Below are 24493 nucleotides of genomic sequence, written 5' to 3'. Positions count from 1 at the left end.
GCTATTGGCGCGATGGCTCCACTCCGACTCCATCCCGAACTCGGTTGTGAAACGTTGCTGCGGCGAAGATACTTTGGGGGTTGCCCCACGGGAAAATAGCTCGGTGCCAGGTCAATTCTCGACACACATAACAAAAGACAAAAGCCTCTTTCCTCACTCAAGGAAGGAGGCTTTTTCGCACGCTGACTTCCTCAAAAGTTCATTTTGTTTTCATAGGGTATTTCTCGCCACTAAATCATCCAGCTCCGCATAATTCGGTAAAGTTGTATCAATTGACTTACCCTTTCTGAGGACAATTCGATCATGCTGAGAACGGGATAACACTTCACTAAAGCTGCGCCCTTTGAAGACAATTAAATCGGCTGGAAGACCGACACCAATCCGCCCGACGTTTGGCAAATTGATTAAGTCAGCGGCTGTTTTGGTAACAGTACAAGGCGAATCGCCATAAGGCGTATCTAAATGGGCAATTCTTACAGCTTGGGTGAAGACTTCCAAAACATCATGGTCACCAAACCCATAAAACGGGTCACGGCAGTTATCACTAGCCACTGCCGCAGGAATGCCGTGTTGTTTGAGTTCCTGTAGTAGTGTTATTCCTCGCCAACGTGGTGTTCGGTTAGGTTGTCTATCTTGGAGATAGAGATTGCACATCGGTAAGCTAACGATGCCAATTCTGGCTTGTTTGACTAAATCAAGGGTTTTTTCGACTACCTCTGGTGATTGCACTGCCAAACTACAGCAGTGACCACAGATAATTTGCCCCGTGAATTCGTTGCGGAGAGCAGCGTCTGCTACTTTTTGTAGGCAAATTGAATCAGGGTCGTCAGTTTCATCAGTATGGAAGTCGAGGTTTAGATTCCGTTCTTTCGCAAGGGCGAATACAGTATCTAGTTGGGCATCTAAATCAGGATGCATAAATGCTACACCACCAAGGATGCCACCAATTTCGGCAATACGATCAGCGAGGATGATGCCTTCAGGGGTTTGGTAATAGTCGAGATTAACGAGAGTAACGGCTTGCAGCGTCACTCGCTCTGACCATTCTTGCTGAAGGCATTTGAATACTCCTAGACTGATTGCCGCTTGTTCATCAAACGAGTCAATATGCGTGCGAATTGCTTTGGTTCCGTGGGCGTAGCTACACTTAATCCCAAACTCCATGCGGCGATAGACATCTTCAGCTTGCCAATACTTCTGGCTATCAATTCTTGCTGTTTCTAGGGCGCTGGGAAAGGTACCATCAGGATTAGGCGATCGCTCCCAAATATGACCTTTATCCAGGTGGGTGTGCATATCCACGAAACACGGCCAAACTTGCCCACCCCGCAGACTTACCGTTGATGTCTCTTCTATCTCGTCCGTACCTGCTGCAACAATACGCACAATTTCACCAGCAGCAATTTCAATATCCACCAAAGACAAACCATCCCTTGTCTGCCTTGCGGTAATCGCTGCATCCTCAACATTTAATAGCGATACAGGCACATGGGCATTTTTCAGCCAGTAGTGATTCACGGCTGGAATCATCGTATTTTCTCCTACCTAATGCCTTAATTTTCCTGCTTAACGGCGCTCTCGTGCCAGCTTCTTAGGAGGAAATCAGATAGAACCGTTAACCCTACAAAAATGATGACACCTAAACCTGTCGTCAAGAATAAAGCCGCAAACATCCGAGGAATTTGCAGATTATAGCTTGCCATCAGGATTTGGTAAGCCAGCCCCGATCGCGCCCCACCCGTACCCGCAACAAACTCTGCCACAACCGCCCCAATCAACGCTAAGCCCCCACTAATCCGCAATCCACCCAAAAAGTAAGGCATCGCCGCTGGTAAGCGAAGATACAGCAGTGTTTGCCATCGAGAAGCCCTATAAAGCTGGAAAACGTTACTCAAATTATGGTCAACGCTATTGAGTCCCAGCGTTGTATTAGAAACAATTGGGAAGAAGGCAACAATCCAGGCACAAACTACCAAGGCAGCAAACGTATTGTTTTTTAACCAGATGATGATTAACGGCGCGATCGCAACAATCGGCGTTGTCTGCAATATCACAGCATAGGGGAAAAAACTGCGTTCAATCCACTTACTCTGAGTAAACAGAATCGAAACAAAAAGCCCCGAAATAACCGCTGCCACAAAAGCTGCGATCGTAATTTGTAATGTAATAATCAGCGAAGGAAACAGAGTATTCCAATCACTAATCAGTGTTTGCAACACTAGCAACGGCCCAGGAAGCAAATAAGGCGGCATCTTCGTCACCCGCACAAAGATATCCCAAGCCAATATTGCTAGGATGCCAACCACCACTGGTGCAATAACATCAACCGAGGCTAACTTTTTCACCCAAGCTGACCAAATCGGTTGAGGCGATCGAGTCACAGCACTCGTTCTACCATTTGCAACAATTGAACTTTGATTGGGCGTAGGAAGCATAGGTATCTTTAAAGTGCCGTATTGTTCTTTGACTGTCCTTACGCTACACTGGCTCTTTCCGAAATGCCTGTCACCGCTTCTGTTAAACGCGCAGAAACTTCCCTGCAATATTCATTACACAATCGAGACGTGCGGAATTCTTCAGTACGGGGATAAGGTGCATCAATCGCCACATCCGCTACTACCCGTCCGGGACGAGGGGCCATCACAATTACGCGATTCGATAAATACACCGCTTCGTAGATGTTGTGTGTGACAAAGACAACCGTCCAGTGCTTTTGTTGCCAAAGATTCAGCAAATCGCTGTTGAGTTTGCTGCGCGTCATCTCATCCAACGCACCAAACGGTTCATCCATCAACATAATGTCAGGCTTTGTAACAAGTGCCCTTGCGATCGATACCCGCATTTTCATCCCACCGGAGAGTTCACGCGGATAGTTGCGCTCAAATCCTGCTAATCCTACCAAATTGAGGGCTTCTTGCACAGCCGCACGAGATTCTCGCTTCGGAACACCCACCAACTTCAGAGGCAGACGAACATTTTCAACCACATTTGCCCAAGGCATCAGCGCTGCTTCCTGAAAGACGAAGGCAAGTTCCGGCTTTTTTTGACCTTTACCCAAACTGATGCTGCCAGAATTCATCTTGCCTAAACCAGCAATCAGGCGCAGGGCCGTACTTTTACCACATCCAGATGGACCAACTAAGCTGATAAATTCACCCTCACCAATGGTGAGACTCATGTCTTGCAAGGCGACAGTGCCGTTGGAGTAAACCTTATTAACGTGGCTAATTGCGATCGTGTTTGGTGTCGTGCCTGATGCGATCGCCTGAGACTGCGGCGGAGTAGAGTTGGCAGAGTGATTACTCATCTTAATTTGGATTTTGGATTTCTTGCCTTCATTTTCAGGTTATGGCTTTGAACCTGAACATCCTACTAAGATATATGCTTTAAGCCTTATAAGCATCTACACCCTTATTGATAAATTGCAGGGTGAAGGCTTGTTTATAGTCGGTATCTTTTTTAAAGACACCCTGCTGTGACAGCGTATCAAAAAATGATTTCCAGCGCTCTTCTGTCATTGCGCCAATTCCCTTCGTTTCTGCGTCCCCAGAAATGATAATGCCGTATTTTTTGAGATTTTCAATCCCATAGGCAATCTGCTCATCCGTCATTTCCGGATTATCTTTCTTAATCAGTTCATTCGCAGGACTGGGGTCATCTTCTAAATAGCTATACCAACCTTTAATCGAAGCATCGACAAAGCGTTGCACCAAGTCCGGGTTCTTTTCAACCAATTCTTTTTTCGTTTCAATCGTTGTTGAATACGGTGTGTAGCCATTGTCAGCCAGAAGCATCACAACAGGCTTAATTTTCCCCTGTTTCTCAATCTTGAGCGGTTCAGAGGTTAAGTAGCCTTGTTGAGCTGAGGTTTTATCCGCTAAGAATGGCCCTGGATTAAAGTTGTAAGGACGCTTCTGGTCATCCGTAAAGCCAAACTTTCCCTTCAGGAAGGGCCAGTAGGTTGTATTTGCCGCCGCAGAGACAATAATTGGCTTGCCTTTGAGGTCTTCTAGAGAGTCAACGCCTACATCTGGGTGAGCAATCAACACTTGCGGGTCTTTTTGGAACATCGACGCTACAGTAATCTTAGGAATTCCTGCTTCCACAGCTTTAATCGCGTCAGACCCATACCCCATGAAAAAATCAACAGCACCACCCATCAGCAACTGAGTGCCATTGACCTGAGGTCCACCCATCTTAATCGTGACATCCAGACCATGCTCTTTATAGATACCAGTGGCAACGGCTTGATAAAAGCCACCATGTTCAGCTTGAGCAAACCAGTTTGTACCGTAACTAACTTTGTCAAGTTTTCCGCTAGCTGCTGGTGTCGCTGTTGGGGAAGCACTCTGGGATGCTGTTTGATTGGAATTACTGGTGCAAGCTGCAATGATAGCAGACCCAACAGTGAGTGAACTGTATTGGATAAACTTGCGACGATTGATTTGGTAAATTCTATTCATCGGAACCTTGCGAGAGATCCACCCTCCGCATAGCAGGGTGGAAAGGGACAATGAGAGATTGTGCAGGACTTAATATCTATTTAAGAATTTTGTACCCTTGTTTTTTTGTAGCATAAGTTACGAATTTTATTAGTGAAGTAATATTTCTAGAATAATTACCTTATTTTTATAACTGTCAAGTTGCAGAACTTCCATTTTCTCAATCTTCAGGATTATTTGTGCTTTTTAGATCAAGGATGTTCCTTTGTCTTGATTTCAGGGAATTATATAAAAGTAAGACTTTTGAGATTTCCTCGCTATTCAAGTGTTTAAGCTTGATTTACTCATATATTTAAGTCCTTTGACTTGTCTATTTTACCGTATAAGTTTTTGTCCGAAAAAGATAAGTTACCTGGTACCAATGCCAAGTTTAAACTGAGACAACTAGGTATTTGTCAATAAGCCGTTAACTGGCAATGTCCTGCGGAGGTGTTCCAGATAACGCGAAAGGCTTTTGAAACTTCTAGGCTGTGCAATCTGTGGTACCAGCCATAAGCAAGATATTCTTCTGGATTAGTCGATATTTGCAGAAAGTTCGTTCCATACATTCCCGTCTTTTCACTGCCGATAACCACAAAGTTATCTTTGTTGATAGGTTGGTAAGGGCCATGAATTTGGTCGGAAGTGTACCAGTACAGTGATGAGTTGGTAATTTGCTTATGCTTAATAGTTTGTAGCCATTTTTGATTAAAAAATATTTTGAAACACGAGAAAAAGAGATGATACTTGCCCTTTCTGTAAATTACTTGTGGTCGTTCCATGTGATAGTAAGCCCAGTTTTCTATGGCATCAGTGGGAATGGTGACGGCAGGTGGAAGTATTTTGTAGGGTCCACTAACTTTATCTGCAACGGCTAAACCAACACATCCTTGAAAATTGCCAGGAGCTTTTGCAGAGGCACAAATGAACAGGTAGTATTTACCTGTTTGCTCATCCTTCAATAAAAATGGGTCACGCCAGTGAAAATGTCCTGTCCAGTTGCTGCGTCCATACCAAGGGTCGTCATGGTTTGGCATGACTAAAGGGCGATCGCTATATCGTGAAAAGTGCAAACCATCTTCAGATACTGCTAAGCCAATTCCTTCATTTCGTAGATGAGGAGGTTCTTTACCGCCTGCTGAGTAGAACAAATAATAAACGCCATCCTCTTTGTAAGTGCAACCCGCACAAACTCTTCCCGATTCCCAAGCATTTGTAGGCTCTGGCTCAAGTAGAGTTCCTATCTCTTGCCAGTGTTCTAAATCGGTTGAAATCGCACCACGGATTTTACTAATTGTCCACCAAGGCATCTGTCCTTCTACTCCCTCTAAGTAAAATAGACGGTAAACATCACCATCCTTGAGTATCCAAGGGTCCCACACCATCGGATGACCTCGGCGGGAATGACGCAAAATTCCGGTAACAGTTTCGCTAAGTCTTAGCTTCCCTTGCTCAAGTAAACCAATAGTTGTCGGGTCTTGGTGTCCTGTTGGAAGCGGCTCAAGGTAGGAAATAATTTTTCGATGTAATCGACTTAACTTCATCTCAATGTTCAGCAGATATTGGCAAACTTAAAGCCGTGGAGAAAGTAGAGGGTAGGGGAGGCAGGGGAAGCAGGGGAATCCTTATTTCTTCTGCCCTGTGCCTTCTGGCTTATTTTCAGATTAGGCTAAACTCCATTGCTGAGAGATTGGTTTGGCTGTCAACCACTTTTTCTAACTGAAACCCACACTGCTCGAATAACTTCTGGAAGTGTTTCTTGGTACGCCATCCGCCTCCTGGTACAGCAACATTCACCTGCACGGCAAATACTCCTGGCATAATGCCATCGGGAGCGACTTTGGGTTCGTCTAAATCGGGAACAAAGGCTTGCAATAGGACAATTCTGCCGTGAGGAGGCAAGGCTTTCTTGCAGTTGTGTAGAATTTTCATTGCATCTTCGTCATTCCAAGCAGAGATGAAATACTTCATGACGATCGCATCTGCACCCGTTGGCACCTCCTTGAACACATCACCCGCTACAATCTTGACAGCATCTCGCTCAACGCCTTGCTGAAGAAGATAAGCCGGAGCGGTTTCAGCAACATAGGGAACCTCAAACAAAATCCCTTTGCAATCAAAACGTTTGACAATCCTAGCAATCAGTCCACCCTGTCCACCCCCCACATCCATGACTGTATTAAAACGGCTGAAGTCGTAGACATCTAATAAAGCATCAACAGCATGATCGGTTAAAAAACTCATGGCGTTGATGAAAACCTCACCACTCCAGTCGTTATCTTGGCAAAACTCATACACTCCCTTCCCATTAGCACGTTCAAACGGGACTTCTCCGGTGTGCAATGCCTCTTCCAACACTTTCCAAGCGTCCCATTGAGCGGGTTCGAGCAGGTGCATGGCAAAATGTCCAATTGAAGGTCCTTTGTCAGTGACAAGCAACTCCGAAAGTTCAGTCGGGGCAAATACTCGTTCTTGACTTTCTTGCAACACGTCCAAATGTGCTAAAGCACGGAGGATGAAATAAAGCCGCTCTGGGTGTGTGTTGGTTTGTTGTGCAATCTGCTCTAGACTCTGTGCGCCTTCGGTGTGTAACAGGTTGAAGATGCCTAAGCGAGTAGCAGTATAAATGCACTGACTTTGAATAAATGCCAAGACCATGCCAAACAGTTTTTTCTTGGCTTCTACTGAAGAGACGTTGTTATTGAGCGTAGTTGTCATGAGCTTCTACTGTAAACGAATTGTTTTCTACTACCTGGACTGATGCGCTAGGACGGGCAAGATGCCTATCCCACAGGAGCCTTTTTTTCTTGTGGGATAGGCGCCTGCCAAAAATTTGATGCAAGAGACTTTTGCAAAAGGTCTATTAGAACCGCGCCGGAAAAATTTACCTGTTGGGTTAGAGGAAAGGACGACACATCAACCTTTTCCCTTTCTCCCTTACCCTTTCCCCTTCTCAATTAGTCCCCTCCTATCTCCACGAGTTTGCCAATATTAAAGTCAATTCTGATCCAACCTCCCAGTCGGCGCAGATTGTCAAGGAGCAACAGGGGAATTTGCCAGTGATGAACGGTTAGAAAAGGAATTGGGTCATTAACCTGAAAAATGGCATCAGTGCCACGCGAAATAGTATTTACCCAAGTTTGCAACTGTTGCCACGAACGAACTTGAGTAAGTCGCCATAACTCGTGATATAGCCAGTAGGTTGGCTTACTTGTTGGAAGAGGTTGCAGTGGTTCAGTGAGGGGTTCTTTGCCCAGATACGCCTCTGCTACACCTGGGTGGTTGTAAAACATCGTAATTGCAGAATGAGTACGGGGGTTGCACTCGATCGCATATACCGTCCCATCCTCCGCCTGAATAAAATCAAAAGATGCTTGCCCAGTTAGCTTTAATTCTTTGACAAAATGCTGCACCCATTCAAGGATTTGAGGATTGTCAACGTTCTCGTAGTTAACCTGAAAAGCCGATGACTCACAGCAGCAATGCAATCGTAACTCCCCATCTTTTACCGTACTGTGCGTACAGTACTCTTGTCCGGGGATGAACTCTTGCATGATCCAGGGTTTCTCTTTGCTAATGGGCAGACTTTGCACAAAAGCGGCTGTTTCTTCCTGTGTCGCGCAGGGTAGCTTGGTGAGATTTAAGCGGCGAACGGAGTCGTAGGGAATGCTTTTGAGGATGTATGGGCGAGTTTCGTTGGAGAAGTCAAAGTTTAGAACTTGCTGTGGATCGGTGATGCGGTACGATTTGGGAACGGACAAACCAAGCGATCGCGCTGTCTCGGCAAAGGCAAACTTATCATCCAGCATTTTTGTGGTGTCAGCATCAAAGTGAAGTACCTCGCAACAACCAGATAAGACAGGCTTTGCCAGTGAGTCGTAGTAGCTGGAAACCGGGCTACAGACGGGAACGTACAGGTCTACGTTCTCCTGTTTAGCAATATTCAGCAGGGCTTGCGTATAACCCTCTGGGTCTTTTTGTGGTGCAGGAACAGTATAGAAGCGATCGACAGCATTAGAAAATTGATGACCTGTCAGCCAATACTTGTGAGTCTCCACCAAGATGACTCGATGACCCATTGCATGAAAGGAGCGTGCAAGCTGAAGTGCTTTAGTCATCTTACCGCCCGTCAGCATAATCGTTTTTGGGTTGTTTGCTGGCGTGGGCTTCTTTTGTAAGGGTTGGGTGAGCAGATTCCAGACCAACGCAACAACGACTACAATGCCGTTGATTGGGAGCGCAATCAGTAGTAAGGCGAGGGTGCCCAGACTTTTTAGCACTGTAGACGTTGGTGTCCGTGTCGGTGTAAGCGATGTCATAAGTGAGGTCGGACTACAGCAGAATCAATCTGTAACAGTTGCCAAGGCTGGCTTGCAGTTTAGTTCTTGACTAAGCATTAAGGTAAACTCGCTTGAGTTCGCGATCGCGATCTTGATAAGTCGTCCGCGAGTGCAACATGCGGAAGTTGTCCCAGATTAAAAAATCGTTTTTCGACCAGTTGATCGCAATCTTTTCGTCATCAAAGAACTGAAGGAAGCGAATGGCAATGTTATTGAGTGTGCGATCGCTTTCTCGGCGTAGTTGGCTAAAGTTAAACCGAACAATTGGTTGTTTTCCAGGCTCAACGTCGTAGAGTGGATGTCTGACGATACTGCCACTAGGAGTCAAAAACTCAAACTTGTAGACAGTGATGTATTCGCGTTCTTCGTCTGACAAGGAATTGACGAAGGCGTAACCATCTGCTAACAGGGTTTGCCCACCCCCACAAGTTGCTGGACTCACGCACCAAAGGCACTGGTAATGCAAGGGATGATGTTCATACTCGTAGCCTTCGGTATGCGGTTCAACCTCACTGGTGGTAAACGCCGGATAGCGATCGCCAAGATTGGGATTGACTTTGATGGTAAATACATATTCGCCGTTGTATTTGTGTGGCAGCAACACGCCAAACTTACTAGCGAACACTAGGTGGTCAAAATCATCAGGTAGCTGCTCAAGGTACAGGTAGCCTTGTGCTTTGAGAATCTGCTGAAAGTTTGCGATCGCTGTATCACTTAGGAAACTATCAGCACTACTCGTTGTTGCAATAGGATTGCTCAGCATCAGAATGTTGTTCTTATTACAGTCTTGTAGTGATTTATGCAGGAAGATGAGCAAGGCTTAAGGTTGCTCATCTCCCTATCCCATTGGTTAGAGGTATCGAATAATCGTTAAACCGTCCCGTACTGGCAGCAGAACTTGTTCAACGCGAGGATCGGCAGCAACAACGCGATTGAACTGAGCGATCGCTTCACCGTTTTCACTTCGCTCTTCTGGTGGTAGGTAGGGTTGACCTTGAAGTAGCGTATTATCCACACAGATGAAGCCGCCAGGAGCAAGCAAGTTGCTATCAAGTACAGTTTGAAAATACTGCACATACTCCTTCTTATCAGCGTCAATAAACACTAGATCGAAAGATACTTGAGCCGTTGCCAGTTTATTAAGCGTTTGCAAGGCTGAACCTAATTCCACCCGGATTTTGTTTCCATGCGGTGACTCACGAAATAGTTCTTGAGCAAATGTAGCGACGTAAGGATCGACCTCGCAAGCCACTAAGACACCCTCTTCTGCCAAAGCTTCTGCCATTGCTAGCGCCGAGTACCCTGTAAACATACCGATGTCTAATACCCGTTGGGCACGAGTCATGTGAACGAACATCTTGAGTGCTTGTCCCTCGACGTGTCCCGATAGCATCTCTTGTTCCAGATGCCGATTCGTTGTGCCGTCTGAGAAGCGTTGGTTCCAGTTCTCTTGACTGGTTTTAAAAGCGATCGCCTTTAAAGCCGGGGACTCTTCAGAAGTACAGGTTTCAACATAAGCATCCAACCCTGAAGCGAGCTTTAGCGCTTGTTGTACGTGTTGCTTAATGTCTGCTGACACGCTGGTTTCTTGGTCTAGAAGCTGCGCGGCGGCTTGCAGATGCTCGGTTAAAATGCCTAGTGGTGTAACGGGACGAGGGGATTCTAGGCTCTTTTGATTGAGCGTGTTAACCATTTGTCCCACTCCCGATTAACTGCTGGCTACTACCTACATAAGCCTCAATGCCTGCGCCTGCACGAGGATAGCTGCTGCACAGGTGCTTGTGTTCAACCAACGCTGCTTTAAGTTCCTCATCCGTTAGGTCGTTAACAAAGTGGCAGGTGCCGATTGGATGCGGCATAGCAGCACGCTGCAAACCATCGCGAGTTTGCGTAATTGATTGGGTAGCTTGCCACAAGAGGTCGCTATCTAAGAGAGGATGGTCAAGTGAGAGTCCAATGCGGCTCATGAGTCCTAAGATGCGATCGCGATCATTTGCGGTGATGTATCCTCGTCGTGCAGCAATGGTGGCTGACAATGCCATATCAATTGCCACGGCATGACCATGTAGCAAGGGTACTGCTGGCGCGAGTTCTAGAGTCGGACTCCATGTATGTCCATAGGCAATGACGCGATCAAGATCTATCTCATGCAAGTTAGGAGTTTCTAACTCCAGCATCGTCTTAATCGACTCATAGTTGACTTGATGAGCGATTGCTTGGAGTTTTGGTGTGCCGTCAATGTAACCAAAGTGTGTACGAAGCAGTTCTTCTCCGTATTCCTCCAACCACTCAAACACTTGGAGGTTGGAAACTACAGCAATCTTCACCAACTCTGCCATGCCATTACGGACTTGATCAGTAGGCAGGGTTTGCAAAAAGGAGAAGTCAAGAATCACCTGCTTTGGTGGATGGTACGCACCAAGACGGTTTTTCAGCTTGCCATGATTCACCGCCACTTTGATCGCGACACCAGCATCAATTAAACCAATGAGTGTTGTGGGAACCCGAATAAAGTTTGTACTGCGACGATACGCCGAACAAGCAAATCCCGCGACATCCGTTAACAAGCCACCACCAACAATTAAGACGGGTTCCTTCCGTACCAAGCCGAAATCAGCAAAAGCATTAATAATTGTGGCAAACGTATCAATCGTCTTGGTTGGCTCAGTAATCGCAATGGGAAAAATTGTTAGGTCAATATCGTAGTAATTGAAATAGGCTTCAATTTGAGCGCCATAGATGCGATGGATATTGTGGTCAACCACTGCAAGGCAACGCCCAAAACTCCTGTAGTTCTCAGCAAGCTCCGTATTCTTAAGATCAAAAGCCCCATTAACAAAAACAAGGCTGAAATCAATTTTTTCATAGCCTTCTACACAGAATGCAGTCTCAGTCGCGGCAAACTTTGCCTGAACACTACTCATTTTCTATTGTCCTTATTCAACTAGTTTCAGCAATCAGCACAATATGTGTTTACACCGCTAACAGCCATGACAATAAGCGATCGGCGAACCCTCAAAACAGGACTCTGCCATCTACTACAAGCAACTTTGAGATGCACAACTTTACCCTGTGCATCTCTCAGGTAGTAGAGGACTGAATTGACGGGAGTTTTATTGTTTCAATGCTAGGTTGTCGCCAGCCGAAATCAACTAACGTTTAAGCAACATAAACTTTGTCGCACTCAAACGTGATCGCTAATTGCTCTTGTGGCTTAGCCAACGATAAGCCACCACATTGCCTGAAACCGATAACTGATAAAGACTTTGAATCTCCGGGATTTCCCAATTAAGTAGAGGGAACCCCGACCAAAAATTGCCTGAATTTGAGCCATGCAGTCAAAACTGTAGTCTATTCGTAGATTAAATACCTCTTGCACCTAGCGAGTCTACCTAAAGAGATAGAAAATACCTTTTTTAACTAAATCATTAGACCACCTCAAGACTGATGTAGTCTATATCACCTCCGCGCTAGCTCCGCTTCCCCTTCTTGCTCTCTTTGAACCTAAAAAGGGTTCAGAGTTAATGTCAATGTGTAGAGTTTTAAAAAGCAAATTAGTAGAAGTTCTGGACTTTCGCCGATTGGTTGTGAAGCATCCGGTAACCTGATACTCGTAATAGTAAAGGAGATAACATGGCAAGACTACTCACGCCTAACATGCTTGATGCTAAAACACCGTCAGATGTCAATGTCCAGCCAGATGCGCGTGAACCTGTCATAGACCCGACACTTGGTATCCCTGTTAATGTCAACAAACAAGGAACTCCCCGACATCGGCTTGTCACGATTGGTGACTCTTTAACTCATGGCTTTCAAAGTGGAGCAATTTTTAATACCCGACTCTCCTATCCCAACATTATTGCCAGGGAAATGGGCTGGAATCAGTTGCGTTATCCAACTTATGAGGGACCAGGAGATGGGTTGCCAATCAATCTAGAACATCTAGCCCGACAGCTCGAGCAGAAGTTTGGTCTCAACATAGATTGGTGGGAATTCCCCTCGTTTCTCTCGTTTGTACGCAACTACTTGGATGAAGTGGAGGATTACTGGGAACGTGATGCTGGTTCTATTCCACCTGATCCAAAAAGACCGATAAATCACAACTTGGCAGTGTATGGGTGGGATCTGCGGAACACCCTTTCACGGACTGCACAAATTTGCCAACAAGTATTAGAGGAGAATCCGTCTGATGACGATTACCTCAGGCAGGTCGTCGAGTATCATAACGAACGTGCGGCAATCCGGGTTTTGAACTCGGCACGAGATGCCAATGGTAAGGCTCTCACACCACTACAAGCAGCGGCAGCACTGGGCGCTGAAGGGTCGCAAGAAACCAACGACGGGGATGGTATTGAGACGCTGATTGTCCTCATCGGGGCAAATAATGCTTTGGGCAGTGTTCTGACATTCAAAGTTGTTTGGACTGATACAGGCTATGACAACATGGCAATTAATGATCGCTATACCGTCTGGCGTCCGACTCACTTCCAGGCTGAACTCGACAGGGTTGTTGCAGAAGTTAAGCAAATCCGCGCCCGTCATGTAATTTTGGGAACCGTCCCTCACGTTACCATCGCCCCCTTTGCTCGTGGTATCAATAAAGACCTGGAGGGGAAAAAAGCGGCGGCGGGGTCTCGATACTTTCCCTTTTATACCTTGCCTTGGATTAGCGACGAAGAGTTTGACCCGGACAAGCACCCGCATCTCACAGGTCAGGAGGTAAGAGCAATTGATAGCGCAATTGACCAGTACAACGAATCAATCACTGAGGCAGTACGCAGCAGTCGAAGTGAAGGCAGAGATTGGTATGTGTTTGAAACGGCTGGCTTACTAGACCGCTTGGCATCTCGGCGCTACATTGAAGACCCCTTAGCAAGACCACATTGGTGGGAAAAAGTTGGGGGTGATTACAAACTGCCGCCTGCTTTGCAAAAGCTTTCTCCTGTACCAAATTCTCGCTTCTTTCGGTCGGGTGCCAATGGTCGCACGGATGGTGGCTTATTTTCCCTAGATGGCATTCATCCCACGACAATTGGCTATGGGATTATGGCTCAGGAATTGATCAAAATCATGCAGCTAGCGGGTGTCAAGTTTTATCAGGATGGGACTGAGCGTATTGGGGAGGTTAAAGTTAACTTCGATCGCTTAATTGCTGAGGATACCCTAATTTCTAAACCACCGCGATCGCTCTCAAGTGCTGTGGACTTGATTGGTACGATTGACAAAAACTTCAATATCTTTAGCAGTATGCTCAAGGGAAGTTATTAACTGCGGCTTTTGACCTCACCAGAGCGTCTGGGCGTAAGTCCTGACAATCAAGAGAACAAATCACAACGTGCGATCGCGCTTTTAGTGAACTGCTGTGATGGTAGTGTAATCTCAAGGAAGGCATTCCCTTTGCCAATGGTCGTGAGCTGAGTAAGAGTCTTGCCCTTATTAACCGTCAGCTCACAACGACTAGCTCAGCACCAACACTATAAACTTACTCCTGGAAGTGTGATTAGGATTGGTAGTGTTGAGTGGTATGTGTGAACGTAACTAGAACTCTAATTCGATGCTGCAAGCAATGTCTTCTCTGACGCTGGCGTTTCAATTTGCTTCTCCAGGACCGATTTTGTTTGAACTCGGACCATTCGCAATCCGCTGGTATGGTCTGTTGATTGCCTCGGCAGTGTTGATTGGAGTCAGTCTTTCTCAAGACTTAGCGAAGCGCCGTAATGTTAACCCAGATCTTTTGGGTGACTTAGCAATCTGGCTAGTACTTTCGGCAATTCCTGCGGCTAGACTTTACTACGTGTTATTTGAGTGGGAGCAATACTCTAAGCGCCCTGACCAAATTATTGCGATTTGGAATGGTGGGATTGCGATTCATGGAGCAATCATCGGTGGGACTCTGGCGGCACTGATTTTTGCGCGACTTAAGAAAGTCTCGATTTGGCAGTTAGCCGATCTTGTCGTGCCTTCCCTAATTCTGGGTCAAGCAATTGGGCGTTGGGGTAATTTCTTCAATTCTGAAGCTTTTGGTCGTCCGACAAATATGCCTTGGAAGCTATACATTCCACCACAGCAGCGCCCCCTAGAGTTCATCAATTTTGAGTATTTCCATCCTACCTTCCTCTACGAATCCCTATGGAATTTGATGGTTTTCGGGATACTGATGACGTTGTTCTTTAGGGATTTAAAAAAGCGATCGCATCTGAAGGTAGGAACGCTAGCCCTGATTTATATGGTTGCCTATAGTGCGGGTCGAGTCTGGATTGAGGGATTTCGGACGGATAGCTTGATGATTGGTCCACTACGAATTGCTCAAATTGTGAGCTTAAGTGCCATCGCTTTGGGGCTGCTTGGTCTAGCGTGGCTGTATCTCTTGCGCCGTCCCCTACCGGATGTTGTTCCTCCTGAAGAACAACGATGGGATTATCGTTCTGATTAAAACAAGAGTGAAGACATCCTGAGGAAAAAAAAAGCCCTAGAGTTAAACTCTAGAGCTGAACCAGGGTGCATCTACCATTTCTTATTTCTTAAGAAATAGAGTGAATCCGGAATAATTTTGCTAATTTAGAAACTTTTCTGGGCAAGCTGCCTTTATCTATGTCTCACCCTACTGAATCTACACAGCTTAGAAACTCCCTCCCTCCTTTAGCACCAGCCGTTTATATTGTTGGTGCAGGCCCTGGCGACCCAGATTTATTGACAGTTAAGGCACAGAAAATTCTCCAACGGGCGGATGTAATCGTATTTGCTGACTCTCTGGTGCCGCAGCAGATTTTGCAGGAGGTTCGTCCCGATGCGGAAATTGTTCGCACTGGCAATAAGACTCTAGAAGAGATTTTGCCACTGATGATTTCGCGAGTGCGATCGCATAAATCTGTAGTTCGTCTCCATTCGGGTGACTTGAGTCTCTACAGTGCCATCCACGAGCAAATGCAAGTCCTTGCAGAAGCGGAAGTTCCCTTTGAACTCATCCCAGGTATCAGCGCCTTCCAAGCTGCTGCTGCAAAACTTGGAGTTGAGCTAACGGTTCCCGGATTGGTACAGACAATCGTCCTTACCCGCATTAGTGGTCGTGCCTCAGCCGTCCCAGAGTCGGAAGAACTAGCGTCTCTGGCTTCCCATCAAGCCAGTCTATGCCTGTACCTCGCTGCACGTCATGTTGAAGAGGCACAAGCGAAATTATTAGAACACTACCCAGCCGACACCCCTGTAGCCGTCTGCTTCCGGATTGGTTGGCCAGATGAACAAATTTGGCTGGTTCCCCTCACAGAAATGGCAGCCGTGACTCAACAGGAGAATCTAATTCGGACAACACTTTATGTAGTGAGTCCAGCCTTAAAGGCAGTAGGAAAGACAGAGTTTCCAGCCTTGGAAGTTAGCGCAACAGCACCTTCAGAACTAGGACAACGGCAAAGTATGGGAGAAGCGCGATCGCGTCTTTACCACCCCGAACACTCCCATCTTTTCCGCCCCTCTCGTCCAGTCTCCTAAGCTGGAAATAGGGTGAACAAGAAAATCCATGAATCCAACAACTTGCCCAAAATGTGGGGGAAGCTTAGAGCAAGTCATCTGTGCCGGGATTGAAGTCGATCGTTGCCTCTACTGTAAAGGAATTTGGTTTGATTCCCTAGAGGCAGAAAAGCTCAAAGCTGTGAAAGGTTCTGAACACTTTTTGGATATTGGCGACCCGGCAACAGGTAGTCAGCTCGATAAAATCACTGAAGATATTAACTGCCCTCGCTGTAACGCCAAAATGACTCGCATGGTTGATATTGATCAACACTGTATCTGGTACGAAAAATGTCCAGCCTGCAACGGTGTTTGGTTTGATGCGGGTGAGTTTAAGAACTTTAAGCACAACTTCAATCGCGAAGGCATCCTCAATCAAGCTTGGAAAGTTTTTCGACGAAAAAGCTAGGCATTGTTTGTTGAACAAGCTTCCGTTGAGTTATGAAGAGGGTGCGTTTTCAGGAGGAGCATTGCACTGTAACCCTTGAAAGCCACCCTCCTGAGGCGTTACTATTGCCGCTTTATCTGTGAGGACAACTTCCCCTTTCTCATTAATGACCCATCCTTGTGCTTCTCGCAGTTGTCTTTGAGCAGAGCGACTAGGCGTTGTAGAACTTGAATAAGTGCTATCCTCTACCTCAGAGTCGAGACTAACCCAGTTAGTGACCACAGCCTCTCCCTGTAGAGTGTCGTTAGGACTAGGCGGCAAACCGCCACGACCTGTAACAGTAAAGCTGTTGCGCTCTTGGGTTGTGCCACCAAGACTACAGCGGCGGTCAATCTGCTTGGAGGCATCTACTACGTCAGTTGGCAACTCAGCTAACCCACGGCTAGGGTCAACACCAGGCGTATTTTGTTCAAAGACACCTGCCAAACCGAATTGGGAAGTAACAGTAATATCGTTATCAGGAGTACGCTCAGATCGAAACTCGATACCGAAGAGACCTTGTGTATTGATGCTGACTCGACCACCATTGCCTTGGAAAGCATTGGCAGTGATGTCACTGCCTTCTGAACCTTCTGGAGGTGTTGCAACAACGAATGTCGAGTCGATCGCAACGTTGCCGCCGTTAGCGTTGTTGAGAGCATTGGCAGAAATCAGGCTTTCGTTACCCATAAGCACGAGGTCTAATCCTTGTAGGGTAATGTTGGCTGCGCCTTCGGCACCACTGGTTCCGGTAGCGGCGGTAATGTTTGCTCGGTTAAGGGATAAGGAATCAGCAGTGATAGAGATTGCTCCTCCTGCGGCTTGTTCGGCTGACGTTGTGATGTCGCTGTTTGTCAGCGTAACTGCTTCATCAGCAGTAATATTTACAGCGCCTGCGTCACCTGTGCCCTGACTTCTAGCCGAGATTTGGGCGCGATCGCTCAAACTCAAACTCTGTACATTGATAATTACATCTCCACCTCGAAAAGCACCGAAGGTTTGGGCATCGACTATAGCTCCATTAGTAATGCCGAAGGAATCTGTATTGACAGTAATCGTTCCCCCTCGTGCGCCTGCTCCTTCAGACGTTGAACTAAACAATCCACTTACCAATCCAGTGCTGTTGTTTACTCCATCAAGCAAGACGATATCACTAGCATCAATCTGCATATTACCAGCCCTACCTTGCCCAAACGTGCTGCCACTGATACGAGCGCCATCAGTAACCGATAACGATCTACTCGAAATGCGAATGTTACCGCCATCGCCATTGGCTGCGTCTCCAACAATACTAAAGGCAGCACTGGGAAGGTCGAGGCTGCTATCAGGACGGATTCCAGCAAAAGACACGCTATCAACGGCTTCAATAATGATGTCACCTGCATCACCTTGTCCAAAGGTGCTGCCACTCAGTTGAGCACCATTGGTAACAGATAACAAGCCAGTAGTAATACGAATGTCTCCTCCATCGCCATTGCCGACTCCGGCAAGCGGGTTCCCGACAGTGCTGTAAATAATCGCCCTATCTAACAAGACGCGATCGCCAGCCGTGATGATGATATCGCCTGCATCGCCCTCTCCAAAGGTGCTGGCTTCCCATTGAGCACCATTGGTCAGAGATAGCAATCCTGTGGTAATGCGAATCTCTCCTCCATCCCCATCACCCGTCAAACCAACTGTCGTGAGGATGGAGCTAGGGAACTCACTCTGACCTATTCCCCTAAAAGCAACTTGGTCACTTGCTTCAATGTCTACATTACCTGCATTGCCCTGTCCAAATGTAGAGGCTTGCAGCACACCACCATTGGTGACAGACAACGCTCCTGTTCTAATACGAATGTCTCCGCCATCACCATTCCCAGTGTCGTCAACAATGCTAGAGATAACTGCATCATTCTTCAAGGAGACTTGCTCACTAGCCTCGATGATCACGTTCCCAGATGTGCCTTGTCCAGCAGTTCTGGAACTCAGTACAGCGCCATCACTGAGAGTCAGCGATCTACTCAAGATGCGAATGTTCCCGCTATCGCCAATACCTGTGTCTCCAACAGTACTGAATGCAGCACTAGGAAATGACCCATCGGGACTGGTTCCCGAAAAGGAAACGATGTCACGAGCCTCAATAACGATATCGCCTGCATTGCCCTCTCCAAAGGTGCTGGCATTGAGTCGTGCGCTGTCATTCACAAATAGCGATCCAGTACTGATGCGAATGTTGCCACCATCACCGATGCCTCTTTCTTCAACCGTGCTGAGGATACCACTGGAACGAGCGTCCGTAATTCCTGTCAAGGAAACTGTGTCACGAGCCTCAACGATCACATCTCCTGCACTTCCTTGTCCGAAGGTGCTACTGTCTAGCTGAGCCGCACCAGCAACAAACAGCGATCCTGTTGTGATGCGAATGTCTCCGCCATTGCCGTTACCCGTATCGTCAACAACACTGGCAATATATGAATCGCTATCTAAGGAAATGCGCTCAGTAGCATCGATAGATATATTCCCTGCGTCGCCGCGTCCATTGGTGCTAGCACTCAGATAAGCTTCGTTGGTTAACGACAGCTCTCTGGTTGTAATATCAATATTTCCTCCGTTGCCGTTGCCATCGCTACCAACAGAGCTGAAGATTGCACTCGCAAACGATGAAGCACTCCCATCAAGAAAGACTTGATCCCGTGCATTGATGATTACATTCCCTGCATTGCCCTGTGCATTGGTACCGTTGCTAATGCGAGCACCATTGGTTAGAGAAAGTGAACCCGTAGTAATGTGAATATCTCCTCCACTCCCGTTTCCCATCTCTTCAACCGAACTCACGATGGTGCTGAGAAAGAATTGAATGATGTCACCGCCAAAGTCGTTTTTACCGATTACCCTTTGATCAAATCCATCCAATACGACACTCTCAGTAACGTTAATGATGACATCCCCGGCATTTCCTTGTCCTAGAGATTGAGCTTGCAGTTGAGCGCCATCGGTAACTGAGAGCATTCTAGCCGTGATCTCAATGTTGCCACCATCCCCTACGGCTCTCTCTTCTAAACGGCTAAAGGCAGCGCTGCCATATTCTCCATCTGCGCTAACTCCTTGAAAAGTAACCTGATCGCGAGCATTGATAATGATACTGCCTGAATTGCCTTGTCCTTCGGTACTGGAATCCAGTTGTGCTCCATTGGTGACAAAGAGTGAGCCTGTCGTAATCTCAACATTACCTGCATTACCCACAGCATCGCCGACGACATTGCTAAGTGCTCCACTCGACAATCGCCCATCTTGGCTGGTGCCATCAAACTGAACAATGTCACGAGCATTAACAATCACATTTCCTGCATTGCCTTCTCCCTCAGTGCTTGCTTCCAGTCGCCCTCCATTAGTAGCGATGAGAGAGCCTGTTGTTACGATGACATTGCCACCATTTCCCACCCCACCTTCGACTACCTCACTAAAGAGCGTGCTAGCCCTCACACCATCAGCACTAGTGCCATCTAGCGAAACCGTATCGCGAGCATTAACAAGAACATCACCTGCATCGCCTTGTCCACCCTCAAAGATACTCGCATCAAGTTGTCCTCCATTAGTCAGCAACAGCGAGCCAGTCGTGATTTCAATGTTGCCTCCTCTGCCGACTGCACCATCTTCCACAACACTAAGCGCACTGCTGTCATCAAACGAGATGTTGTCGCTTGCGGTGATCATCACACTGCCCGCATTTCCTTGTCCAAGCGTGCTAGCACTCAGTTGCGCCCGATTGGTGACTGCCAAGGAACCCGTCGTAATTTCGATGTTGCCGCTTGTTCCAGTGGCACCAGGAAAGAGCAAATTGTAAATGATAGACCGATCAACTCTAATTTCCCCTGTTGCATCAAGGATGATACTTCCTGCCTGACTTTCCGGCGAACCCAAACCCGAAGCGATGCCTGCTATGAGTCTGCTACCTGCTGAGATACCGATGTTTTGAGCATGAATTGCAATACTGCCGCCATCCTCTGCGGATACGTCTACGAGAGAACCATTAGTGAGAGAGACATTTGCCCGTTCTAATTCATTGGGAAAACTTAAACTAAGCAGGTTACCCTCTGCATTCAGCCCAACCGTTCCTTCTCCAGCAACTGCACCGAGTTCAACCCGTCCTCCTTCAAAAAAGTCCACTGCAAGGAAGCTATCATCTAGCGTGATGTTGCCTCCTGCCAAGATTAAGCTTTGTCCCTCATCAACGAACAAAATACCTTGACTTGCGATCGCTCCTGGTTGCAGTCCATATTGCAGTCCCAACGGTACACTAACCGTCAATAATGACGGCACGGCTGGGTTAGTTGCACTGAACTCAAGCCCATCTCCAAACACCAAACTATCCGCCGTCGTCGCCACAAACGAACCGCCTACATCTAACCTGGCATTCTGTCCAAAAATAATGCCATTGGGATTGAGCAAAAACAGATTTGCACTCCCATCTACTCCTAAGGTTCCTAGAATGTTCGATAGGTTATTTCCCGTCACCCGCGTCAGAATATTCTCAATCCCTATCGGATTAGCAAAATAAACTCGCTGTCCATCCCCAACATTAAATTCTGAGAAGCTGTGGAAGAGGTTGATATCGCGAGTTGCCCCACCTTCAATTAAGTCAATATTTGCGTTTGGAATAACGTTTGGAACAACGACAGAACCTTCAGCGCCTAAAGTAGTATCCGGTGTAACTTGAGCCAGGGAGGGAGTGCCTATACTTGTACTTGCTCCGACTATCCCAAACGCCAACACCATACCAAACCGCCAGCTAGGACAGCGCCTTTGAGCAGGTATAGTCAAGTTTTCCATTCCTTTCGCCTCAAAAGATTTATTGATGGAGATGGTAGCTATATCCGTCATCCTGGTGCGGTTGATCGATTGTTCCCTACGCGCTGAAGTGCGATAGATACCTATAGGAGTCTACAAGATGGCACTTGCCTTGTGCTACGAGTCCATCAAATCAGAGTCACTACTCTAACTGCTATTTATGAGATGACTTCACGTCAATCGAGCTAATTTCTCAAACTGGAGAATGGGGATTTCAATGAAGATTGATAAACTGATGCAGTGTAGGACATTTACAAGTAGGTAGACCCTTGCTGGACGAACAAGCAAAGAAAACTATGTTACGCAAGATTCCCCACGGAATCTATATTTGCGGTGTTAAGGATGGAGAAAACGTTAACGGTTTTACGATCAGTTGGTTGATGCAATCGTCGTTTAAACCCCCACAGGTCGTCAATTGCGTCAACAAAAACCATACGTCCCACGCCATGATCAAAAATAGTGGCGTTTTTGCCGTCAGCTTCCTGGAGAAGGAACAAAAAGATTTGGCGCAGAAATTCTTTCAGCCACTACGTCGCGTTGGCAATCGGTTTGAGGATGTGGAATTTTACACAGGAGAAACTGGCTGTCCAATCATCTCCGACTCACTCGGTTATATAGAGTGCCAGGTAGTGGGTTCAGTGGAACAAGGTGATCACACGGTATTTGTTGGTGAAGTTATTGCCTCAGGTATCCATCGGGAGGGCAAACAAATCTTACTAGAAGACACTGGCTGGCAATATGGTGGGTAGGCTATTAAAGCTAATGTTAGTCGTTTATAAACATTTTCCCACTAACAACAAACAACAAAGAACGAACAACTAACAACATTATGCCGTTGATTAAAGTACAAACATCTGTTGCTCTCCCAGCACCAACTGCTGTCGAAGGATTGCTTAAAATTCTTTCTGCTAAGCTAGCAACGCATTTGGGCAAGCCGGAGTCATATGTGATGACGGCTTTTGAGCCAGAAGTGGCGATGACTTTTGCTGGTACAGTTGAGCCAGTCTGCTACATTGAGGTCAAAAGCATCGGTAATATGAGTCCGGCGCAAACGAAAGCGATGAGTCAGGACTTTTGTCAGGTGGTAAACGAAAAGCTCGGTGTACCGATTAATCGAGTTTATATTGAGTTTGCTGATGCTAAGGCTTCTTTGTGGGGCTGGAATGGCTCAACGTTTGGCTGAGAAAGTTTATGCAAGCTGAGCTTACCGTTTTCTTATTGGTTGTGCTTTTTCTTGCAGATTCTAATTAGGTGGGGGTGTATTGCAGTACACCCCTACCAGTCTTAACTTCTGGCACTTGTGGGTGGGCAATAGCTTCTTAAAGGAGAGAGGTTTGAGTTGATTCTGAATTCTTACGATGCGATCGCTTCTAGTCGGCATAACCTCTAAGATAATTCTCACAGGATTCTTGAAACTAGCTGCACTATGCCACCTGAGTTTAACTTTTTTCAGCATTGGTATCCTCTCTCACCTGTCGAAGACCTTGATCCAAAACGACCAACCCCTGTTACTGTTTTAGGACTTCGCCTAGTCATTTGGAAGCCTAGTTCATCTGAGACTTATCGAGTGTTTCTAGATCAATGCCCTCATCGACTTGCCCCCTTAAGTGAGGGACGGGTAGACGAGAAGACGGGTAATCTCATGTGTAGCTATCATGGCTGGCAGTTTGATGAGCAAGGCACCTGTACAAAGATTCCCCAGGCAGAAAATCCACAACTGGTTGCCAATCAACAAAAAAACTTGTGTGCGATCGCACTACCTTGTTGCCAGGAAAATGATTTGCTTTGGGTTTGGTTAGATACCAACTCCGCAGAACTCGCCGCCACTACACCCCAACCAATTTCCCCTAAAGTGGATGCCAGTAAAGGGTTTGTTTGGTCTTCTTTCGTGCGCGACTTAGACTATGATTGGCAAACGCTGGTTGAGAATGTATCCGATCCGAGCCATGTTCCCTTTGCTCATCACGGAATACAGGGAAATCGAGAACGAGCGACACCAATTTCTCTCAAAATTGAGCAATCAACACCTAATCTAATTGAAGCTACTACCCCCGGACGATTCAGCACAACCATTACCTTTGAACCTCCTTGCCGCTTGGAGTATGCGATCAGTTTTGGCGATAAGGGACAGGAGCTTGGACTCGTTACATACTGTATTCCTATGGCTCCAGGTAAATCAAGGCTCGTTGCTCAGTTTCCCCGTAACTTTGCCAAAACCGTTTTTCAGTTAACGCCTCGGTGGTGGGATCACATTAATAATCGTAATCTGGTACTTGAGGGAGATATGATTTTGCTCCAGCAGCAAGAGTATTTTCTGCAACAGCGACAACAGGTCGAAAGCTGGAAAACTGCCTACAAACTACCTACAAGTGCCGATCGCTTAGTCATTGAGTTTAGGAATTGGTTTGATAAGTACTGCGAAGGAAAGCTCCCGTGGCGCGAAGTTGGGCTTAGTACTCCAGATACAAGGAAACTTAACGATAACCGAGAGGAAGTGCTGGATCGCTATAAACAACACACCCAGCATTGCAGTAGCTGTCGAGGTGCATTGAAAACGGTACAGCGTTTGCAGAGAGTGCTTTTAGGGTACTTTGTCCTGACGATTTCAGGCGTTGCCTTGATGCCAGATGCAGTGCGCCTCAGTTTCGGTTTACCCCTAATGGGAGTGGCACTTTTAGGTCTATCTGCGTTTACTTGGCTCAAATTTTGGCTGGAGCCGAGATTTTACTTCGTTGACTATGTACACGCTGAGCGATAAGACCAACGGGTGCGATCTCGTTCTATCGGAAATCCTCATCAACATTACCCTGTCTTTAATCCTCTGAACCTAGAGATGGGGAAGTATGCGATCGCTAGATTCCCGCAGTTTTCAGACAAGATTGGCTAACTGACCAATTTTGATGATTCTCAAC

Annotated in this window: 18 protein-coding genes and 1 rRNA gene; 8 read left to right on the top strand and 11 right to left on the bottom strand. The window is 46.7% G+C overall.

What is annotated here, in order from left to right; genetic code table 11:
- A 5S ribosomal RNA gene (rrf, locus tag H6F98_RS04110) occupies nt 1-112 on the top strand; the annotation flags it as partial.
- A 98-nt stretch (nt 113-210) separates the two neighbouring features.
- On the opposite strand, the gene H6F98_RS04105 is transcribed toward rrf, so the two are convergent.
- The 10 genes from H6F98_RS04105 to H6F98_RS04060 all read right to left on the bottom strand — a co-directional run bounded on the left by H6F98_RS04105 (nt 211) and on the right by H6F98_RS04060 (nt 11745).
- On the bottom strand, nt 211-1530 hold the full coding sequence (locus H6F98_RS04105; RefSeq protein WP_192217413.1) for a cytosine deaminase: 1320 nt from the start codon (nt 1528-1530) through the stop codon (nt 211-213).
- A 23-nt stretch (nt 1531-1553) separates the two neighbouring features.
- Nucleotides 1554-2435 (bottom strand): ABC transporter permease, encoded by an 882-nt coding sequence (locus tag H6F98_RS04100; RefSeq protein ID WP_192217412.1) that lies wholly within the window; start codon nt 2433-2435, stop codon nt 1554-1556.
- A 38-nt stretch (nt 2436-2473) separates the two neighbouring features.
- Nucleotides 2474-3307 (bottom strand): ABC transporter ATP-binding protein, encoded by an 834-nt coding sequence (locus H6F98_RS04095; protein WP_192217411.1) that lies wholly within the window; start codon nt 3305-3307, stop codon nt 2474-2476.
- 79 nt (nt 3308-3386) lie between these two features.
- Complete coding sequence (locus H6F98_RS04090) at nt 3387-4463, bottom strand: ABC transporter substrate-binding protein (RefSeq protein WP_192217410.1); 1077 nt, start codon at nt 4461-4463, stop codon at nt 3387-3389.
- Nucleotides 4464-4897: 434 nt separating this feature from the next.
- Nucleotides 4898-6025: a family 43 glycosylhydrolase gene (locus H6F98_RS04085; RefSeq protein WP_192217409.1), complete on the bottom strand. Its 1128-nt coding sequence runs from the start codon at nt 6023-6025 to the stop codon at nt 4898-4900.
- 115 nt (nt 6026-6140) lie between these two features.
- Nucleotides 6141-7199, bottom strand: coding sequence for a methyltransferase (locus tag H6F98_RS04080; protein WP_192217408.1), 1059 nt, complete (start codon nt 7197-7199; stop codon nt 6141-6143).
- 239 nt (nt 7200-7438) lie between these two features.
- Entirely contained in the window at nt 7439-8800 is a 1362-nt protein-coding gene (locus H6F98_RS04075) for an ATP-grasp domain-containing protein (RefSeq protein ID WP_192217407.1), read from the bottom strand.
- Between the two features lie 70 nt (nt 8801-8870).
- Complete coding sequence (locus H6F98_RS04070; protein WP_192217406.1) at nt 8871-9584, bottom strand: TauD/TfdA family dioxygenase; 714 nt, start codon at nt 9582-9584, stop codon at nt 8871-8873.
- An 87-nt stretch (nt 9585-9671) separates the two neighbouring features.
- On the bottom strand, nt 9672-10514 hold the full coding sequence (locus H6F98_RS04065; protein WP_192217405.1) for an O-methyltransferase: 843 nt from the start codon (nt 10512-10514) through the stop codon (nt 9672-9674).
- A complete protein-coding gene (locus H6F98_RS04060; protein WP_192217404.1) occupies nt 10507-11745 on the bottom strand; it encodes a sedoheptulose 7-phosphate cyclase in 1239 nt (412 codons plus the stop codon). Before H6F98_RS04060 ends, H6F98_RS04065 begins: the two co-directional genes overlap by 8 nt.
- A 709-nt stretch (nt 11746-12454) precedes the next feature.
- On the opposite strand from H6F98_RS04060, the gene H6F98_RS04055 reads away from it, so the two are divergent.
- From H6F98_RS04055 to H6F98_RS04040, 4 genes are all read left to right on the top strand, one after another.
- Complete coding sequence (locus H6F98_RS04055; RefSeq protein WP_192217403.1) at nt 12455-14089, top strand: hypothetical protein; 1635 nt, start codon at nt 12455-12457, stop codon at nt 14087-14089.
- A 298-nt stretch (nt 14090-14387) separates the two neighbouring features.
- Nucleotides 14388-15254 (top strand): prolipoprotein diacylglyceryl transferase, encoded by an 867-nt coding sequence (gene lgt / locus H6F98_RS04050; protein WP_396810496.1) that lies wholly within the window; start codon nt 14388-14390, stop codon nt 15252-15254.
- A 158-nt stretch (nt 15255-15412) separates the two neighbouring features.
- Nucleotides 15413-16306 (top strand): precorrin-4 C(11)-methyltransferase, encoded by an 894-nt coding sequence (cobM, locus tag H6F98_RS04045; RefSeq protein WP_192217401.1) that lies wholly within the window; start codon nt 15413-15415, stop codon nt 16304-16306.
- Between the two features lie 28 nt (nt 16307-16334).
- Nucleotides 16335-16733 carry a zf-TFIIB domain-containing protein gene (locus H6F98_RS04040; RefSeq protein ID WP_192217400.1) on the top strand — a complete coding sequence of 133 codons (399 nt, stop codon included), beginning with the start codon at nt 16335-16337 and terminating at the stop codon, nt 16731-16733.
- A gap of 30 nt (nt 16734-16763) precedes the next feature.
- Here the strand turns inward: H6F98_RS04040 and H6F98_RS04035 are convergent, their stop codons facing one another.
- Complete coding sequence (locus tag H6F98_RS04035) at nt 16764-21563, bottom strand: filamentous hemagglutinin N-terminal domain-containing protein (protein ID WP_206759635.1); 4800 nt, start codon at nt 21561-21563, stop codon at nt 16764-16766.
- Between the two features lie 287 nt (nt 21564-21850).
- On the opposite strand from H6F98_RS04035, the gene H6F98_RS04030 reads away from it, so the two are divergent.
- From H6F98_RS04030 to H6F98_RS04020, 3 genes are all read left to right on the top strand, one after another.
- The gene (locus H6F98_RS04030; protein WP_192217398.1) at nt 21851-22330 is read left to right on the top strand and encodes a flavin reductase family protein; all 480 of its coding nucleotides are present in this window, start codon (nt 21851-21853) and stop codon (nt 22328-22330) included.
- Between the two features lie 80 nt (nt 22331-22410).
- Nucleotides 22411-22764 (top strand): phenylpyruvate tautomerase MIF-related protein, encoded by a 354-nt coding sequence (locus tag H6F98_RS04025; RefSeq protein ID WP_192217397.1) that lies wholly within the window; start codon nt 22411-22413, stop codon nt 22762-22764.
- Nucleotides 22765-23007: 243 nt separating this feature from the next.
- Nucleotides 23008-24339, top strand: a complete 1332-nt coding sequence (locus H6F98_RS04020) for a Rieske 2Fe-2S domain-containing protein (protein ID WP_192217396.1) — start codon at nt 23008-23010, stop codon at nt 24337-24339.
- Nucleotides 24340-24493 lie beyond the last annotated feature (154 nt).

It is taken from the genome of Microcoleus sp. FACHB-SPT15 (assembly GCF_014849525.1).
Lineage (GTDB): Bacteria > Cyanobacteriota > Cyanobacteriia > Cyanobacteriales > Coleofasciculaceae > Symplocastrum > Symplocastrum torsivum.
This window is presented reverse-complemented; position numbering and strand designations above follow the sequence as displayed.